Annotated in this window: 16 protein-coding genes; 3 read left to right on the top strand and 13 right to left on the bottom strand. The window is 46.3% G+C overall.

What is annotated here, in order from left to right:
• Position 1 precedes the first annotated feature (1 nt).
• The 6 genes from OM416_RS09955 to OM416_RS09980 form a co-directional block, all read right to left on the bottom strand.
• A complete protein-coding gene (locus OM416_RS09955) occupies positions 2-754 on the bottom strand; it encodes an ABC transporter ATP-binding protein (RefSeq protein WP_264929060.1) in 753 nt (250 codons plus the stop codon).
• Positions 754-1,614: an ABC transporter permease gene (locus tag OM416_RS09960; protein WP_264929061.1), complete on the bottom strand. Its 861-nt coding sequence runs from the start codon at positions 1,612-1,614 to the stop codon at positions 754-756. Before OM416_RS09960 ends, OM416_RS09955 begins: the two co-directional genes overlap by 1 nt.
• A 2-nt stretch (positions 1,615-1,616) precedes the next feature.
• A complete protein-coding gene (locus OM416_RS09965) occupies positions 1,617-2,561 on the bottom strand; it encodes an ABC transporter permease (protein ID WP_264929062.1) in 945 nt (314 codons plus the stop codon).
• Complete coding sequence (locus tag OM416_RS09970; protein WP_264929063.1) at positions 2,558-4,174, bottom strand: ABC transporter substrate-binding protein; 1,617 nt, start codon at positions 4,172-4,174, stop codon at positions 2,558-2,560. The genes OM416_RS09965 and OM416_RS09970 overlap by 4 nt, the downstream gene beginning before the upstream one ends.
• Positions 4,175-4,384: 210 nt before the next feature.
• Positions 4,385-5,536, bottom strand: coding sequence for an iron-containing alcohol dehydrogenase (locus OM416_RS09975; protein ID WP_264929064.1), 1,152 nt, complete (start codon positions 5,534-5,536; stop codon positions 4,385-4,387).
• A gap of 244 nt (positions 5,537-5,780) precedes the next feature.
• Entirely contained in the window at positions 5,781-7,475 is a 1,695-nt protein-coding gene (locus OM416_RS09980) for a M3 family oligoendopeptidase (protein ID WP_264929066.1), read from the bottom strand.
• Between the two features lie 605 nt (positions 7,476-8,080).
• On the opposite strand from OM416_RS09980, the gene OM416_RS09985 reads away from it, so the two are divergent.
• Together OM416_RS09985 and OM416_RS09990 are read left to right on the top strand one after the other, a co-directional pair.
• The gene (locus OM416_RS09985; RefSeq protein WP_264929067.1) at positions 8,081-8,836 is read left to right on the top strand and encodes a hypothetical protein; all 756 of its coding nucleotides are present in this window, start codon (positions 8,081-8,083) and stop codon (positions 8,834-8,836) included.
• Positions 8,837-8,956: 120 nt separating this feature from the next.
• Positions 8,957-9,169, top strand: a complete 213-nt coding sequence (locus OM416_RS09990) for a hypothetical protein (protein ID WP_062834023.1) — start codon at positions 8,957-8,959, stop codon at positions 9,167-9,169.
• 84 nt (positions 9,170-9,253) lie between these two features.
• Here the strand turns inward: OM416_RS09990 and OM416_RS09995 are convergent, their stop codons facing one another.
• Positions 9,254-12,001 (bottom strand): PAS domain S-box protein, encoded by a 2,748-nt coding sequence (locus OM416_RS09995; RefSeq protein WP_264929068.1) that lies wholly within the window; start codon positions 11,999-12,001, stop codon positions 9,254-9,256.
• Between the two features lie 272 nt (positions 12,002-12,273).
• Between OM416_RS09995 and OM416_RS10000 the strand changes: the two genes are divergently transcribed.
• A complete protein-coding gene (locus OM416_RS10000; protein ID WP_264929069.1) occupies positions 12,274-13,098 on the top strand; it encodes a protein-glutamine gamma-glutamyltransferase in 825 nt (274 codons plus the stop codon).
• Between the two features lie 189 nt (positions 13,099-13,287).
• Here the strand turns inward: OM416_RS10000 and infC are convergent, their stop codons facing one another.
• From infC to OM416_RS10030, 6 genes are all read right to left on the bottom strand, one after another.
• Entirely contained in the window at positions 13,288-13,779 is a 492-nt protein-coding gene (gene infC, locus OM416_RS10005; protein WP_264929070.1) for a translation initiation factor IF-3, read from the bottom strand.
• Between the two features lie 119 nt (positions 13,780-13,898).
• A complete protein-coding gene (locus OM416_RS10010) occupies positions 13,899-14,831 on the bottom strand; it encodes a manganese-dependent inorganic pyrophosphatase (RefSeq protein WP_264929071.1) in 933 nt (310 codons plus the stop codon).
• A gap of 360 nt (positions 14,832-15,191) precedes the next feature.
• The gene (locus tag OM416_RS10015) at positions 15,192-15,515 is read right to left on the bottom strand and encodes a (2Fe-2S) ferredoxin domain-containing protein (RefSeq protein WP_062834020.1); all 324 of its coding nucleotides are present in this window, start codon (positions 15,513-15,515) and stop codon (positions 15,192-15,194) included.
• A 101-nt stretch (positions 15,516-15,616) separates the two neighbouring features.
• Entirely contained in the window at positions 15,617-16,369 is a 753-nt protein-coding gene (locus tag OM416_RS10020) for a metallophosphoesterase family protein (RefSeq protein WP_264929072.1), read from the bottom strand.
• Between the two features lie 99 nt (positions 16,370-16,468).
• Positions 16,469-17,476 (bottom strand): LLM class flavin-dependent oxidoreductase, encoded by a 1,008-nt coding sequence (locus OM416_RS10025; RefSeq protein WP_264929073.1) that lies wholly within the window; start codon positions 17,474-17,476, stop codon positions 16,469-16,471.
• Positions 17,477-17,707: 231 nt separating this feature from the next.
• On the bottom strand, positions 17,708-19,645 hold the full coding sequence (locus OM416_RS10030; RefSeq protein ID WP_264929075.1) for an LTA synthase family protein: 1,938 nt from the start codon (positions 19,643-19,645) through the stop codon (positions 17,708-17,710).
• Between the last annotated feature and the right edge of the window lie 22 nt (positions 19,646-19,667).

Genomic DNA, 19,667 nt, shown 5'->3' on the forward strand with positions numbered 1-19,667 from the left:
GTTATTCGCTCCCTTCAAGCTCCGGCAAAGGAAGCACCGAGTTGATGAGCATCTGTGTGTATGGATTTTGTGGATTTTGCAAAATGGCAAGCGAATCTCCATGCTCTACAATTCGCCCCTGTTTCATCACACACAACTTCGAGCATAAGGTCGCTGCAATAGCAAGATTATGTGTTACAAATACCATGGCGAAGCCCAGTTCACGCTGCAATCGGGTGATCGTCTCTATAATTTGCTGCTGCACCGTAACGTCCAGCGCTGTTGTTGGCTCATCACAGAGTAGAATGCCAGGCTTGCACGCCAGAGCCAGTGCAATGACTACCCGCTGACACTGCCCACCTGATAGCTGGCTAGGGTATCGGTCCTCACGTTTTAGCGAGTCGGGAAGACCCAACAGTTCAAGCAACTCCAGTGCGGCTACCCTTGAAGCCTTCCTGCTTAACTTTTGCCTGTAATAGACAACTTCGGCCAGTTGTTTAACAACCGTACAGAGCGGATCGAGCGCACCTCTAGGGTCTTGAAACACCATTGCGCTGCTCACGTCACTCCGAATGGTACCTCCAGTCTGCTCCACACCGCTTGGCAGGAGTCCCAGAATGGAACGCAATGTAAGTGATTTTCCGGAACCGGATTCACCTACTAATCCCAGACTCTCCCCTCTGCCGAGTGAGAAATGAACATCTTGGACTAATCTTTGATTCGACTTGGTCGACAGTGACAATGCCTCGACTTCCAAAATCGGACTTGTGGACATTATTTTTTCCTCCATAGATCGGCCAACCCATCACCAACAAGGGACAAAGCAATTCCAGTGTATACCACTGCGAATCCCGGAACTGCCGAAAGCCACCAAGCTGTTGTGATAAAGGATTGACCATCCGAGATCATTGTGCCCCAGTCCGGGGTAGGCGGTGCGATGCCAATGCCCAGATATCCGAGCGTAACAATTGCCACTAGCAGGCCGACCATATCCGTCATTAGCACAACAACTGCCTGAGGCAGTACATTGGGCAGGAGATGACGAAGGATAATTCGTATTCCCGGTAGTCCCAACGTCTGTGCGGAAGCCACCCATTCCTGTTTACGATAAGATGTACTTATGCCTCTGACTACACGGGCAAATACAATCCAGCCAACGAGCATAAACGTAATATAAATTCCCCGCTCGCCTGCTCCGCTGGCAAAAGCCACGATAATGACAATTAGATAAAAAGGGAACGCGATAAATGTATCCGTGATTAACGATATAATTTTATCTACCCATTTTCCGTAATACCCTGCAAGCATCCCCAGAAATATCCCCATGCAAAAAGGTACAATTTCCGCCAACACCATAATACTCAGGTCAGTTCGCGCAGCATAGATCAGTCTGGTAAACAAATCACGCCCCAGTTGGTCTGTACCCAGCCAATGTTCGGCAGACGGTGGCTGCAAAAAGGCACTCAAATTCTGCTCAGAAGGGTCATACGGACTAATAAACGGGATGCTCACAGCCAAGATAATCAGCACAGCAAACATAACACCTCCCACAAGCAGGGAAGGGATTTTTAAGATACGGTTCACTAGGGGCGGGTTCAGGTGCTCTTCATATAATCGTGGTTCTGTTCCTATCATTTTCATGGGTTTCCTTTCGTTCTGGGATCAAGCCACCTGGTAAGGATCTCGATCAGGAGACTAATAATCACCACAGATACAGCACAGTAAAGGGCTATGCCTTGAATGACCGGGAAATCCCGTTTAGAAATAGAACTAAACAGCAAACTGCCGATTCCCTTAATGCCAAATACTTGTTCAACGACCAATGTCCCACCAATCAGATAAGAAATGTTAACACCGAGAAGGATAAGCGTTGGTAGCGCCGCGTTGCGCAGGACATGTTTGAACAAAATAACCCGACTTGGCAATCTCGCCGCCTTCAAAGTAACGACAAAATCAGATTCCAGTACTTCAAGCATCTGGGCTCTCAATGAACGAACCAATGTCGGAATCTGTGACAAAGCTACGGTAATGGCAGGAAGCGTCAAACTGTACAAGGTGCCCCACCATCCTTCGCCGACTCCACCAACGGGAAACCATTGAAGATGCACACTCAGCAGCAGAATCAAAAGGATGCCAACCCAGAAGATTGGCATACCTAGCGTTACGGTAGGAAAAATACGTATGACATGATCCAGCAGCTTATCCTTATGCGTAGCTGCCAGCGTGGCGAGTACAAGGGCAATTACAATGGCCAAAGCACAAGCCATGCCGATGAGCAACAACGTGACGGGCGCCCGGTCAGCAATCAACTCTCGGGTAGAGGTTCCATTGATAATTGAGTTGCCTGTATCTCCCTGCGTGAACAGCGTTTGGACAAACCGAACGTACTGTTCTCCCACCGGAAGATCCAGCCCGAGAGCATGATGCATGCTCTCAAGCGCCTCTGGCGTGCTATATTCGCCCAGAATCATTTTAGCGGGATCTCCTGGTACCATACGGATGAGAAAAAAGACTGCTGTTATCACACAAAAGATTACAACCAATGCTCTTCCTACAACGCTGAACAACCAGAACTTCTTCATTTCTGAATATGAACGTCTTCGAACCGTACGCTGCCGTTAGGCAACACCACGAGTCCATCTACGGAAGAACGAGCGCCGATCAGAATGTCGGGATAGTAAAGCGGGAGATATGGCACTTCATCGGCAAGCGTCTGAAGCAGCTTGGAGTAGATTTCCGCACGACCATCGCCGTCTGCCGTTTTTTGACCTTGATACAGAAGCTTGGTTACTTCATCATTGGTGTAATGTGTCCAGTACGATTTACTGAATCCGTCCGGATCGGTCTGGAAAGCAATAATGGAGTTTGCTTCAGGAGAATCCGCCTGTCCACTATTCAGCATTACTGCAAAATCATATGCAAAGAATCGTTCACGGAAGGTTGCCAGCTCAATCGATTCAATCTCGATGTTGATGCCGATTTGTTTTCCCGCTGCCTGAATGATTTGCGCTTCTTGCGCTCTGGTGCTGTTGCCTGAGGCTACAAGCAATTTGGTAGTGAATCCATCCGGGAAAGCCGATTTTGCCAGTTCTGCCTTCGCCGCAGTTACATCAAAGTTCAACGCCTTAATTGTGTCATTCGCATTATATGGAATCGTCGTAGGCAACAATGAATTAGCGGTCTGTGCATACCCGAAGGTAAGCGCCTTAGTCAGACCGTCACGATCAAGTGCCAGAGCCAGGGCACGACGAACATGCACATCCGAAAAATGCTTGTCCAGCGTATTGAAGAATACTTGCTCTGTTACCCAACTGCCGTTCGTTACCACGGTTGTATCTGCACCATTCTTTATTTCATCGGCATTTTGCAGGGCCAACGATTCAATCGCATTTACTTCTCCTGCCTTCAGCTGGTTAATGGCTTGACTATCGTCTTCAATCAGCTTGTACACCAGTTTATCCACTGAAGGTTTCCCTTCTTGCCAATAATGAGTGTTCTTAGTAAAGGTTACATCGCCTGCCGGGTCCCACTGCTCAACCACGAACGGTCCCGTACCTACCGGTTTCTTGAAAAATTCTTCCTCCGTAACTCCACCAAAATTGTTCGGGATAATCCCATTCGAGAAGTTGGACAACTCTGAGATAAACGGTGTATACGGCTCTTTAAGAGTAATAACCAGCGTTTGGTTATCCGTTGCTTTAACCGTATCCACTTTGGCGGATATAGCCAGCGGGCCGCCAACCTTCAAATGCCGCTCAAGCGAGAATACAGCATCCTCAGCAGTAACATCACTGCCGTCAGAGAATTTCAATCCATCACGCAATACAAACGTATACGTCAAGCCGTCATCACTGATGTTATGCGACTTGGCAAGCCAATCCACAATTTCTCCCTTGCTGTCAAAAGCAACCAAAGATTCAAATACTTTATCAATCGCAAAAGCATTGTTCGACGTAATTTGATTATGCAAATCAAACGAGGTTACAGAAGCTGGCCTGCCGTAGACAAAGGTGCCTCCCGCCGCAGTCTCGTCTGTTGATTTATCATCCGTACCTTGACTAGAACCTGGCTGAGCTGCTGTATTGGGAGCGGGGTCATTCTTGGACCCGGAGCATCCGCTAACGATCACTAATAATAGGACCGCTAAAGCTCCTACCCATAATGACTTTCTGGCTGATAATTTAAACTGTGACATGTCTGAATATCCCCTTCCAATAATTCATATCTGATTAGTATGGATTGATTATGGATCAAAGAAATCCCTCTGTCAAACAAAAAATATTGCTTACAGCAGGATTAAAACTAATATATCCATTACAGGAAATGGTTCCGTATTCAACAGACGCTGAAGTTCACACAATACTAAAAAAGCCAGAATATACTCTGGCTCTCTTTGTGCTCAAATCTATATAATTTTGCGGAACAGATCCATCACTTCATCCTTGGACGGTTGATATGGATTGCCTGGTGCACATGCATCTTTCATTGCGTTATCAGCAAGCAGTTCAACATCAGGATCTTTCACGCCGAGTTCAGACAGTTTCTCAGGGATACCCACTTCCTTCGATAGCTGTCGAATGGCTTCAATGACGTAATCCGAACATTCCTCATCACTTCTACCCTTCACATCCATACCAATTGCTTTGGCAATATGACGAAATTTTCCAGGTACATGTTTTGCGTTCAATTCTTCCACATAAGGGAGTAACATTGCGTTGCACACACCATGCGGCAGATCATATACGCCACCCAGTTGATGCGCCATCGCATGCACATAACCAAGGCCCGCATTATTAAAAGCGATTCCACCCAGGAAACATGCGTACGTCATATGTTCCCGCGCTTCCAGATCACTGCCGTCCCTCACGGCTCTTGGCAAATATTCAAAGATCAGTTCAACAGCTGCTGCAGCTGTCGCACTTGTCACTGTAAATCCACCCGGTGTAACCATCGCTTCAACGGCATGTGTCAGTGCGTCCATTCCTGTCGCCGCTGTGAGACTTGCAGGTTTGCTGAGCATCAGCTCCGGATCATTAACCGACAGGGAGACGAGACTGTTGCGGTCCACCATCACCATCTTCACTTTACGTTCCTCATCTGTAATCACGTAGTTAATTGTCACCTCGCTCGATGTGCCAGCCGTTGTATTAAAAGCCACCAGTGGCACGGACTTATGTTTCGATTGATGCAATCCTTCATATTCACGGATATGGCCACCATTGGTAGCTACAATGCCAATGCCTTTGGCAGCATCCTGCGGGGAACCTCCGCCTATCGATATAATGGCGTCACAGCCATGATCCTGGAATACTCGAAGTCCGTCATGTACATTCTGACATGTTGGATTAGGCTGAACCTCATCATATACGACATAGTCTAACCCTGATTTTCTTAATATAGACAGTACCTGCTCTGCAACGCCTGAAGCAATCAATTGACGATCACTTACAACCAGCGCTTTGCGGATACCCATCTGTTCTATCATCTGGCCTGCTTCCTGTAAACATCCTCTACCCATCAAGTTCACGGGCGGAACATAATATGCATGTGTTGCCATTTGAACCAGCCTCCTGTAACCCCTGATTTACTATCTACATTGTAACTGAATCCGTTTTCAGATATAGTGAAATAAATCACAATGAGTCCGATAAATGTTACACTGAGGTTGAATTAATCCATAATGAAAAAGACGACTTAGACACCCGCAGGTCTCCAAGCCGTCTTTCTTATCCATTTCAAAACTCCCCCACTACTCATTCTATAATGGAAGATGCTTTCACTAAAAGCATACGTTCAAAGGCTTACAGCGCCTTATCGTTCACGCCGTCAAGCCATGCCTCAATATCCCCAATTACGGAGGATACACAACCATCCTCGAATGGAGAATTCAATCCAGCCAGTTCAACCAATCCAGTGAAGGATAGGCTCCCTCCGGCTTTGCACAATGTCAGATAGTCGGCCCATGCGGACTTCATATCTTCGTTGCTGCGTTTCCAGAACTGGAATGCACAGATTTGTGCCAGCGTATAGTCAATGTAGTAGAACGGCGATGAGAAAATATGACCCTGCTTATGCCAGAAACCACCCTGCTCCAGATACGCATTATCTTTGTAATTGATATGTGGCAGATAGGTCTTCTCAATGTTGCGCCATGCCTGTTTGCGTTCCGCTGGTGTAGCTTCCGGATTCGCATATACAAAATGCTGGAATTCATCCACGGCAACGCCATACGGAATGAATAACAGACCGGAAGACAGGTGATCAAACTTGTACTTGTCCGTATCTTCCTTGAAGAACAGGTTCATCCATGGCCATGTGAAGAACTCCATGCTCATGGAATGAATCTCAGCTGATTCATACGTCGGCCAATTGTATTCAGGCACTGCAAAATCACGGCTCTCATAGACCTGGAAAGCATGACCTGCTTCATGCGTCAATACATCAATATCTCCCGATGTACCGTTGAAGTTGGAGAAGATAAACGGCACTTTGTAATCGTTCAGGAACGTACAATATCCGCCGCCCTGTTTACCTTTTTTGCTTACCAGATCCATTAGCTCATTTTCGGTCATCATTTGGAAAAAGGCATCCGTCTCTGGCGATAATTCAGCATACATCTTTTTACCATTATCAATAATCCAGTCCGCGTCACCCTTCGGAGTCGGGTTACCCGTCTTGAAGCTGAAGCCCTGATCATAAAAATACAAGGTCTCCACATCAATCCGATTACGCTGGCGCTCTCTAAGCTTGGTCGCTACAGGCACGATATAATCGCGAACTTGTGCACGGAAGTTGGCTACCATCTCGGCATTGTAATCCGTACGGTTCATGCGATCATAGCCGAGTTCCACATAGCTTGGATATCCCAGTTTCTGCGCGATCTGTGTACGTACTTTAACCAGTTCGTCGTAAATACGATCGAATTCAGCCTCATGCTCAGCCATGAACGTATATCTGGCTTCCGAAGCACGCTCACGCATGGAGCGATCCGTGGACAGTTCAAATGGATGAAGCTGTGGCAATGTGCGCTCTTCACCTTCAAACGGAATTTTGGCCGAAGCGATCAACTGGTTGTATTCTGTGGAAAGTTTGTTCTCCTTCTGGAGTTCTTCGATAATTTCCGGGCTGAACGTTTTCAATGAAAGATCCGCCAGCTGGAACAGCTGTGAACCCCATTTTTGTTCCAACTCATTGCGGAATTTGGAGTTAACCAGTGCGCGGTAAAAATCCGTAATGTATTCCTGCACAATTGGTGCGTTCTCATCCAGAAATTCGTTCTCCGCCTTGTAAAACTCATCATTCGTATCAATGGAATGACGGATGTAGACCAATTGGGCTTGCGTTTCAAAATCACTGCGCAGCGCGTTAATCTGATCCATGAATCCGCTTTGTTCTTCAACCGTTGCCGCAGCTTCGAAACCGCTCAGCAGCTCACGGAAAGATGTCTTGATGTGTTCCAGATCGGGACGTGTATACGTATACTCACCAAATTTCATTTATGTACACCCTTTCCTGTTTGGCAGAATTTCGGGAATATCCCGAGTTAAACTATCCCCTATTATACAAAAGAGCAGCTAAAAAATCCCATCTTTACGAAAAATATTTGTCCACCGGTCAAATTGTGCAACATGACTGGTTATATATATTACGTGCCAATGTAAGGTCATACTTTAAAATGCTTTGCCACACAAATAAGCCCGCCTCGCATTAGCGAAGCCAGCTTATAGGCTTGTCTCTTCATTTCCACAATTAATGAATACTAGCTTTGGTCTTTATCCATAATCTGATAGAACCAGCCCATTCCGACCATGCCCACGACCATAATAACAGCCATAATAATGATATATGTCATGAATGTAACCTCCCTGCTTCCGTATATTCATCACACTACTACTAGTGTACACGGTGAAGCCCCATTTGAATTGTCCGAACATTGACAAAAATACGAAATCTTTAATTTTAATAAATCAATTATTCCCACATTCACATTGTATCATGTTTATCTCATTGCACGGTTCAAAGTTTCATCCGCCATGCTTACAGTGTATACTATACTTCTATGAATTGGAATTTGGATATTTACACAGAAAGGTTGAAAGACATGTCGACTCGCATCCCTTTACGTCAGCTAATGCTTACTGTTTTACTAGTCCTTATGTTATCTGTTTTATCCGCCTGTGCGGATGGAGAAGCGCATCTAACGGTGAATATGGATGGATCAACGGATCTGGATCTCAATCTTAATGTAACCAACTCTGCCCTTGGAAAGATCGGACAAGACAATCTCATGCCTCTAATCGCAGATGCATTGAATCGAAATAATTTCCAGGCAGAGGTTTCGGAACAGGGAGATCAGAAGCAACTCACAGCGACAACCCATTATGAAAAAAACAATACGACCAGCTTTGATACGTCCAAGTTACCGCAAGGCATTCAGGTCGAACAATCCACTACAGCCGGCTTCTTGACTTCCAAAATGCATATCACAGCAGAGGCCGATCTGATGGAGTCCATGCCGGATGGTGAGATCAAAAATCAGATTAACAAGGTGCCTAGCTTTCTAAAGAATCTCTTGTTAAAAGATGTTAACTTTGACTTCAAGTTGTCTTTGCCCATCAAGGCAGCCGATTCCAACGCGGACCAGGTGGAGGATGGTGGAAAAACGCTCATTTGGCACGTTTCACCACTCCAGATGAATAAGCTAGATCTGACTGTACAGGTTCCCAATATCCGGAATATCATCATTGTGGCAGTCCTTGGCTTATTGTTAATCGTTGCCCTGCTCATCTGGATTTTCGTTCGCCGTAGACGGGCCAGACAGCGCCAAAGTGCACGACCACATCGCGCAAAACGTTAATTCCATCAAAACAATTTTATTTGTGACTTGCCAAACGGTGTTATGGATAGTAGAATACATCCGTACTGTGTGAACGGTTAGATTTTTAATTAAGCAAAAGCTAAAGAGGTGACAGGTTTCATGAATATCCGGGAATGCCCACTACCTGGTATCGGAGTTAAGTACCAGTTTGATACAAAGGGCGGCAATCAGTTAGTCATTATTGTACACGAAGACGGACGCCGTGAATTATTCTCCGTTGATCCACAAGACAACGAAGAACTCACTCTGATTGCAGAATTGGAAGATGACGAATGCGTAACCCTCTCCGGGTTAATCGGAGGATGGTCCTGATACTTGTTATCAGGAGCTCATTAATTGGACTGAATGACAGAATAACCTGCACCTTGATTTTCAAGGCGCAGGTTATTTTTCCTGTTACTCTACCCTTTGAGAGCGGATGTATGGGACCCATGTATTCAGTACACGGCTAATCTCTGTAGAATGGAACGGTTTGCTGATAAAGTCCTGCATTCCGCATTTCAGACACTCCTCACGGTCACTGGCGCCTGCAAAGGCTGTAATCGCTGCGATGACCGGGATCTCCGGATGGGTCTGCCTGATTTTGCAGGTCGCTTCAATGCCATCCATAATCGGCATTTGAATATCCATGAACACCAGGTCATATTGTACATTTTTCAATGATTCTACGGCTTGCGCACCATTTTCAACAATATCACATACCCCGCCAAATTTACGCAGCATTTCCTCCAGCAGATGACTATTGACCGCCTGATCTTCAGCAATCAAAATTTTGATGTCATGCGCAAGACTTGCTCGATCCAATTGCAGTTCATCATTCCCGGCGACTTCGATCGAGTCACTACTTTCATCGCGCCATCGTTCAAGCACCAGGGTGAACTGAAATTCTGCTCCCTCACCAATTTCACTCTGGACGCCAATTGCTCCACCCATTAACTCCACCAGTTTCTTGCTAATTGCTAGTCCCAGACCTGTCCCGCCAAACTTGCGATTGATGGCCGGATCAAGCTGTGAGAAGGATTGGAACAGCTGATGCTGCTTTTCCATTGGAATCCCGATTCCTGTATCTTGGACCTTAAAAATCAACATCAGGTGATCCTGACCATGCTCCTCTGAGAAATCAACGCCTACCTTCACCGTAATACGACCCTGCTCTGTGAATTTAACGGCGTTACCCACCAGATTAATCAATACCTGACGGATCCGCGTCTCATCCCCTCGAACACGTTCAGGAATGTGATCTGACATTTCACAGTAGAGTTCAATATTTTTCTCGGAGGCTTTCAGTGCAAACAGCTCAATCACGCCACCCAGCATCGCCTTAATATCTACTGGTGTGCGCTCCAGATCCATTTTGCCTGCCTCGATTTTGCTGAAATCCAGAATTTCATTCAAAATGTACAAAAGAGACTCACCGCTGTCAATGATGATTTCCGCAAACCCTTTCTGTTCCTCATCCAGCTCAGTTTCCATCAACAGATGAGCCATGCCCATAATACCGTTCAATGGCGTACGAAGCTCATGACTCATAATGGCGAGAAACTCAGACTTCGCACGGTCCGCATGCTCTGCTGCTTCCTTTGCACGAATAATATCCTTCACGGATGTCATATCACGGAAAACCAGAACGGCTCCACGGGTTCTCCCCTGATCCATAATCGGCTTCAATTGGAACTCAGCCAGGAAACTAGACCCATCTGGTCTCCAGAAAAGAGATTCAGTACGCGGCAGACTTCGTCCCTCACGTACAGCCTGTAGAATCGGTGTATCCTTGGATGGATAAGGGATGCCTTCGCTTTGCATCTGGATCATCAACTGTTCGAGCGCTTTTCCATTCATTTCACTTGGGCAGAAGTTGATGATCTCCGCGGCGGCCGGATTGGCAAAGTTCAGATTCCCATTCAGGTCCAGTCCAATCACACCCTCAGACATGCCATTCAGAATCAGTGCCCGTTCATAACTGAGATTTTCAATTTCCTCGACGTAACGTTTGGACTCTGTGATGTCACTGGTTATCCCGTAGACCCCAACGACTTTGTCCTCAAGGATAATGGGTACATTAATCACGCTCGTCTCAATTCGCTGCCCATTTTTGTGAATCAAACCGATCTCGTAGCTCTGTGCAGTGCCCTTCACCGTTTCCTCAAAATGATGACGAGTCTTCTCCAGATCCATAGGATCGACGAGGTGATCAAAAGGCCGACTCAGCAGTTCGTCCTTGGTGTGTCCTGTCAATTGTTCCTGACCCACATTGGCCTTTAACAGATTGCCTTCCAAATCCAGAGAAGCAACTCCTAGCGGGTTACAGTCAAATAACGATCTGTACTCCTGCAAGCTTAACTGTTGTTGCTGACTGGCTGAAATATCACGGGTTACGGCGACGATCTCTATCAGTTCACCTGCATCGTCATACACATAATGTGTAATGGTATCTGCCCACACCGTAGATCCATCCTTATGCAAAAGACGATAACTGATCCGTTTAGGAGCCAGACCCTGCCTCTGCTCTTCCACGTAGGCATCGACCATAGGTACATCATCCGGATGGATAACGAGTATTCCTGGCTTACCTATAATTTCCTCCGGCTCATAGCCCAACATGCTTTTACATGCATTTGATACATATTTGAATGTACGATCAGGATCAGCTTGATGTATGACAATCAGGTCAAGGGAAGACTCTGCCAGCAGACGTGAGATGCGGCTGCTCTCTTCCAGTTGCTTACGCTTCACAATAAGGCGTTCCTCTGCATCCTTTTGCTTCGTAATATCAGCAGCCTGTACCAACAGATACAAGGGCTCACCATTCGTTTCATCCCTCACAATGCAAGCTCTAATCGTTGCCCATAATAGCAAGCCGTCCTTTCGTTTCAGACGAACCTCCGTCTCGTACATCGGACGTGTTTCATGGGTCATTTCCCAGAACTTGCTGCGGAATTCCTCCATGTGCAGATCTTCTTCATAGATCATATGTATGACCGACATATCGATTAGTTCATCTTCACTGTATGCGAGCATCTCGCAAAATGCCGGATTAAGCTGCAACCAACGTCCATTCACATGCGAAGCGACAGCAATGCCTATCGGTGCGTGCGTATATAATTGTTCAAACAGAGACCGGCTCTCTGTAATGGATTTCGACACCACATGTCCTCCTTTATGAGAATCTGAATGTATTCCGTATGAACAGATCGACCTGAACATAACTTCATCTATAGAGTACTACCCCAAATGCCATGATTGATAAACGAGATTGGACAAAATCCCCGCATGAATCGACATTTTTAATCTTGGATACTGACGACTTTCATTGTGTACATACCAATTCGAACACATCACGTCATATACTACACAATACCCGTGCTCTCCTGATTATACAATGTTGAATATTCGAATAGGAATGGAGGTTATGGATCATGATCATTGTCGCAAATCAACCTGTCGAACTGAACCGCTCAGAATGGTCTGATTTTGAATGGTATTGGTTACAGCAACTCCAGAATCGTCCAACGAGATATGTTTACCAATCCATGGATCATCTTCGATTTGAATGGGACTTGAGAGGCTCGCTCGTGGATGCAGCGGAAGGGCTGGATCGAAGCGGAGTGAGTTTTGCATCCTTTGAAAAATCCAGATGTAATCCTGCCTACTGGAATCGTAATGCAGAGGGTGGATTTGAACTGAGACCGAATGTAACCCCCGCTGACGGCATCCGGGATATCTGGAGGAATGGACACCTATATGCCTTTGAATGTGCAACCGCTACCGTTATTGTGCTGTATGGTGGTGTGCTGGGAAGCATTCGCGAAGACGCCTTTAATTCGCTGTTTCGAAATCTGTTACTCTTTGACTGGCATTATGACAGCGATCTGCGATTGACAGAAAAAAACGGTAGTGAAACTGCCCTTCCAGGAGATGTACTGTATTTCAAAAATCCGGATGTCTCTCCGGAAACCCCCGAATGGCAGGGAGAGAATACGATAATGCTGCGCGAGAACTGGTATTATGGACATGGCATTGGCATTGCACGTGGCGAAGACATTATCCGTACCCTGAATCAGTTCCGCTTTCCAGGTAGCCTGGTCTCCGCCTACTTAATGGATATGGTGATCTACCCGGACTTCTTTTATTTATCCCGATTCGCCAAAAACGGCCAGAATAATATGGCCGCTAGTTCTACGCCTGTATTACCTGGACAGTTATATGTACGCCTTGGGGGCAGTCGTTATTTACGAAGCTGAACTACTGGAACGTTAACGGCTTGCGCATTGAATCGCACGCACGATATCTAAATCCGAGTGACGACAAACAAGCCCAATGATGCAGCAGTCACCCTGCCATCTCATTGGGCTTTCCTCACATTCTTTTACTAATTGCGTTATCAACATTTGCCTTATCTTTGTGCAACTTAGATGATCACTTCTGACAACTTACGCATTCGGGTCCAGTTGTACCACAACCTGTTTACCACTTACCTGAACACCCGTCGTTTTGCTACCGAAATCAGCCAATGACTTGCTCAGTTGCTCAGCCCACTCCTTGCCTGCAGCCCCTTCTTTGGCTCCATGCACCTGAATGACGAGTTTTACCGAATCACCCTTCTTCAGAATGCGCTCCGCCTGAGACTGCTTCGTCTCCCGGTCATGATCTTCCATCGCAAGGTTCAATCGAATTTCCTTTACTTTACGTTTATCAGGGGATTTACTCGCTTTTTTCTTCGCCTGCTGCGCTTCCGCTTTGGCTGCTCCTGCGCCAATCAGCTTGCATGGTGGCGGACTCGTCATCAAGGACAAGCACACCAGATCTACTTTATACTGCTTCGCAAGTAGAAGAGCTTCCTGTGTGGACATCACACCTAAATCTTCACCGTTTAATCCGGTGAGTTGTACTTCGGTTGCTTTGATTTTTTCATTTTTGATCATAATTCTTCCTCCTCCACATCAAAAGCCTGTCCTGACCATTTACGGATCAGAGCAGGCTAGGATGGTATTGCTACTATTTACAAAACATATCAGCGTACGAATACGCCAATTCGTCCGATTTACAGCGTGTTGAATGCTTCAGTCAGAACCGGTACAATTTGTGATTTGCGTGATACTACGCCTTTCAAGATAGCTCTGCTATCAGACAGCGTCACATTGTAGGCTTTCTCCACCGCTTTGGTGGATGCACCATATGCCAGAGCAACGGAATCGTTGTTCAGAATGTCTGTTACGACAAATACGAACAGGTCGAGACCTTTACTCGAAATAATCGCTTCAATAGCTGCTTCAAGCTCAGGTTGCTTCACGAGAACATCATTCACGTCAACGGCATTAACCTGTGCAATTTCCACTTTGGATTGACCCATTACGAATTCTTTGGCATCCAGGGAAATCAGTTCAGCAATTGTTTTTTGACTCAGATCCGCGCCGGCTTTCAGCATGTCCAGACCATAAGTGTCAGCATCTACACCTGCAATAATAGCCAGTTCACGCGCAGCGGCTACGTCCTGCTCTGTGCAAGTCGGGGATTTGAACAACAGGGAATCGGAGATAATGGCAGACAGCATCAGACCAGCAATCGGCGCACTTACTTCGATACCATTTTCTTTGTACATTTTATTCAAAATGGTTGCTGTACAACCTACAGGCTCTGCACGGAAATACAGAGGTCCGCTTGTCTCAAAGTTAGCAATACGGTGATGGTCGATAACTTCAACGACAGTCACCTCTTCAATATCGCTTACACTTTGCTGACGCTCGTTGTGGTCAACCAGAATGACTTTATTTACTTCATTTGCAGCTGTTTTAATCAGACGAGGTGCTGCGATTTTGAATTGATCCAGTGCGAACTGGGTTTCACCATTGACTTCGCCGAGACGCACAGCTTCAACGTCCTGACCCAATTTTGTTTTCAGATCCGCATAGGCGATTGCCGAACAGATCGTATCCGTGTCGGGATTTTTGTGACCGAAGATTAACGCTTTTTCCATATTTATAGCCCTCCGTCAATTCTGATTTATATAAGTTTAACCAAAGAATGTTTACACTTGCCACTCCGATGACAGAATAACCTTCCGATCGCTGTTATCCCCAGATTTTTTGACTCCCTTTTTAAAGGGAAAATCCGTTGATAAAGGCGAACGCTCCGCTTCTCCAGCTTTTTTCTGTCCTCTCCGTTCTCGTGTAAAAAGTTTAGTAGAACTTATATAGAAAATATAGTCATATTTTAAACATACCCTACTAATTATAGCGCTAATAAGGCTTAATTCCAATCCCATTACAGCGAATTAATTGCCAATCATTCTCAGGTAAGTCATTCTAGAAAAAAAAATAATAGCCTCGCTGTAATCCTAATTTACAGAGGTCTTAGCTACATTAGCAATCAGATGTTTCTCCAATTTCTCCCCTTCACACAAGGCCTGAACGAGCGCTCTGCCTGAATCCGGTGTCATTTGGCCATACCAGTCACCCTGTGGATACACAATCGTTACGCATGCATCGTCACACCGACCATTACATTTGGTACGCGTTGTGTGGATGAATCCTCCCGCCTGCTGCTTGAGAATCTCGTCCCGCACCGCCTGAGTTACTTCTTCCCCATCATTACGCATGCAGGTTCCACCATTGCAGAGTAAAATGTGATGTTGCAGTTGATCCAGATTATAGATAGCCAAACTTGGTTCATTCCCCTCAAGTCGATATGATATGTATCGTATTTATTCCATCGTACAACCTTATAAATTAGCATACGAAACTCTCATACGCAACGAAAATATTAAATCTCAGGCTCTTCCGCACTCTGTCCTTGCCGTACAAAAAAGGTCTGTAGACTGCCGTCCTCGCTAATCTCCAGCAAGTTCAATTGCGCTCCGTAGGCACAACCACCGTCAATGCCAATTTTGTCTCCGCTCGGGTCAAACCAGATGCCTGTCTCATCATGCAAATGCTTCACGGGTGTATGTCCAAATACAACGGTCTCTCTAATCGACGTTGGTCTAGAATAGAATGATTCACGAATCCAAATAAAGTCCCGCTCGGACTGGCTTCTCCAATCCTCAATGTCCGGGTTGATCCCGGCATGCACAAAAATATAACCCGGAATCTCGTACACCAGCGGAAGCTGTTCCAGGAAACGAAGATGGTGTTCATAATGTGTACGTATCCACTTTTTGGCTTCAGCATAAGATTCCCAATCTATCTGTTGCTCATCATAAGTAAGCTCCAGATCCAGATAACTTGCCATCGTCTGTAATCCACCATTACGGATCCAGTGTTGGTCATATTCCTCAACATCATGAGTCAATGCCTTGACCATCATGGCATCGTGATTGCCTTTGATCACATTAATATGGTGCTGTTGCTGAAGCTGCATAATCTGTTCGATGACCTGCTTACTGTATGGACCTCGATCCACATAATCACCCAGCAAAATCAATTCATCCTGCTGCGGATTATAATCTACAAGCTTAAGAAGTGCGTTAAACTCATCGTAGCAGCCATGAATATCACTAATGACACATCTGCGCATGTGAATCTCTCCTCTCCCTGATCACGCAAGAGTATAACCGGAACCTTGCATGAGCAAGATTCCAGTCTGTTCAGAGTAGTTATTCCCGCTTGCTCACCCTTAGTCCTGCTTGAGTCCAAAGGCTTCTGCAATCAAGCCGAATGAGCGCAGACGTGCTTCAAACGAATGGACCGCTGACGCGATAATGACTTCATCCGCTTCATGACGTTCAGCCATAGCGGTAATTTTGTCTTTGACCTGATCCGGTGTACCCACGATGGAAAAAGAACGGCGTTGACGGATCTGTTCCATCTCCATCGCTGTGAATGGATAGTTGTTCACCGTCTCCAGGGATGGGAAGGAACTTTGTTCAAGACCTCTTCCAAGGCGCAGGAAGAAAAGTTCATTGCTGCGTGCAAGTTCAGCAGCTTCTTCCTCTGTCTCCGCACAGAATGCCGAGACAGCAATCATTGAATGTGGTTTGTCATTCAGGATGGATGGCTTGAAATGTCTGCGGTAATGCTTCATCGCTTCTTCGCCGCCTGGTGTTCCGAAGAATTGGGCAAACGCATACGATGTCCCTTGCGCCGCAGCAATTCTCGCACCTTCGGAACTGGAACCCAGCAACCATACTTCCGGAACGGTTGGAACCGATGGTCCGGCTACCAGTGATGCGAACCGATGATCCTCGGGCAATTGCTCGTGGAAGTATCCACCCAGATCCGCAATCTGCTGTGGGAAGAAATGTACATTCGATGATTTGCCTTCATTCAGCGCTCTGCTGGCAATCGGCATGCCGCCCGGTGCTCTGCCAATCCCAAGGTCAATCCGTCCCGGATGCAGAGCTTCCAGCAGACGGAAATTTTCCGCAACCTTATAGGCACTATAATGAGGCAGCATGACACCGCCGGAACCTACACGAATCCGATCCGTATGTGCCGCGACATGTGCAATCATAACTTCTGGACTGGAGAAAGACAGTGCACCACTACCATGATGCTCCGACATCCAGAAACGGGAATACCCTAATTGATCCGCATGTTGCGCGAGTTTCACCGTTTCCTGCAACGTATCCTGTACACTTCTTCCTTCATTGATATGTCCATGTTCGAGTACACTCAGTTTCATATATATTCAATCCTCTCGTCTGTTAGGTTCATACGTTCTGTGATATGAGTTCTGCGAATAATACGCGCTATTGCTCACTTCGTTCTTGCTTGTTCCATTGTAACATTAATTATTACAGTTTCAAACTTTAGTTATCCTCTTTATTACCACACTCTGCAATAAACATGCAAAAAAACGCCACCAGTTCTTAGACCGGTGACGTTTTACTACTTCTTTTGGAGAAATATTAACTTATGGCGCACGTTTCGGTAACAACTTCACATACTCGTCAGACAGTTTCATCAGGCTGAGCACATGTTCATAATCGGCACGATAGGGTTCCAAATCGGTTACCGGTTCATAGGTTTTGAGGGAGTAGGCTGTTCCATCGTCAAACCCTGCACCCGGAATAAACATGATGTCATTGTTGACAAATGAACCCGTCGGTAAGTAATACCGGATACCGAAGGCATTATGGTCCATGTTGAGCAGATCATGTCCGAAGGCAGTGAACTTCTCATCATGGAGCGAAACGCCCATCAGATTCATAATCGTTGGCAGCATATCCAACTGCCCGCCTGGCTGCTCAATCACTTGCCCTTTGGTCTGCTTGGGCGTGTGGATCATTAACGGGATGTTGAATCGACTTACTTTACCGTCATAAGGGACGCCCAGATTGGCCTGAATCTGCTGTGTAATCTCTTCGTCAGCAGGCAGACCGAAGTGGTCTCCGTAGAGCACTAGTGTTGTGTTATCCCACAACCCGTTTGCTTTCAACTCATTAATAAGTTGACCGATGGCATAGTCCGTATAGTTGATTGCTTGCAGATAGTCGTGAAGCAGTTTGTTCGTGATCGTCGCTGGAATCGTGATCCGTGCACGATCAGCGGGAACCGTAAACGGCGAGTGGCTCGATGCCGTAATGAACTGAGCATAGAACGGCTGATTCGCAGCCTGATGCGCAGTCATTTTTTCCACACCTACACGATATAACTCTTCATCCGATGGTCCAAAGTCATTGAATCTGTCGTTCTCGAAGCTGGGCTTGTCGAAGTAACGAGTGAATCCAAGTGCCGGATACATTTTGTTCCGGTTCCAGAAGGTGACGTCATTGACGTGGTAAGTCTCGGACTCATATCCCTCTTTTCCTAATAACTTGGGAAGACTCGGCAGTTCACGGTCACTATACCCTGCTGACATGGGAACAACTCCAGTTGGATAGATCGACGTGTTCGACATGAACTCCGCGTCTGATGTGTTTCCCTGTCCGATCTGTTGGAAAAAATGAGAGAAATAATAGCTTTCTTTGGCCAGTTCATTCAATACCGGTGTTAACTCCTGACCGTCCACTGAAGCATTAATCGGGAAATTCTGAAAGGACTCCAGTTGCAGTACAATCAGATTACTGCCTTTGGCCTGACCAAAATATTTGGCTTTCACGGCTGTGCCGTCACTTGGTGTATCCTTATACGGATACTTGCTAACCAGCTCATTGATCTTGGCGATCGTTTCGTTAATGTTGCCATTCGCAATGGCCTCATTCTCTTTGCTCGTCAGAATGGCGGACGATACCTGATAGTTCAGGAAACCGAGATTCTCGGCTCGAACCAGCTCGTTATCAATCGTTTCACCTTTAACAATAAAACTGCCAGACAGCACGATGCAGAATGCAGCGGTGAGCGCAACGCCGAGCTTGCCCCAGTAACGTCTCCGAATTTTGCCAAACGTCAGACCGCTATCGCGGTAGCTGCTGCGGTTACGTCCGCCGGAACGTCTGCGCATGATCAACCATATTGGCAATGCCAGTACGATGTCTGCAAAAAACAGAAAGTGCTCCGTTCGTACCAGAGGTCCGATACTGCCTCGCACTTGCGCAACTTGCCCCAGCTCACTAAGTGCGGTATAGGTGGGTACCGAACTGAAATGAACGTTATACAGCGTGGCCGCGAACAGGACCAGAGAAAACAGAACATTGAATCCTCCGTATACTGCTCGCTTCCAGCCTTTGGGAACGATCAGATCCAGCAGACATACCACAGTTAGTGCGCCTAATGCGTCAGTCAACAGACCGATGCCGGACAGACCCTGGAAAAAGAAATACCGCAGCAGTGATAACTTCAGCAGCATCAGAATGAATAACACGGCAAATAAGGTCCGTGATGAAGTCCGTTCATTTTTGGAATTATACATGGTCGCTTTCAACCCTTACACT

The organism is Paenibacillus sp. LS1, from assembly GCF_026013365.1.
Taxonomy (GTDB): domain Bacteria; phylum Bacillota; class Bacilli; order Paenibacillales; family Paenibacillaceae; genus Paenibacillus.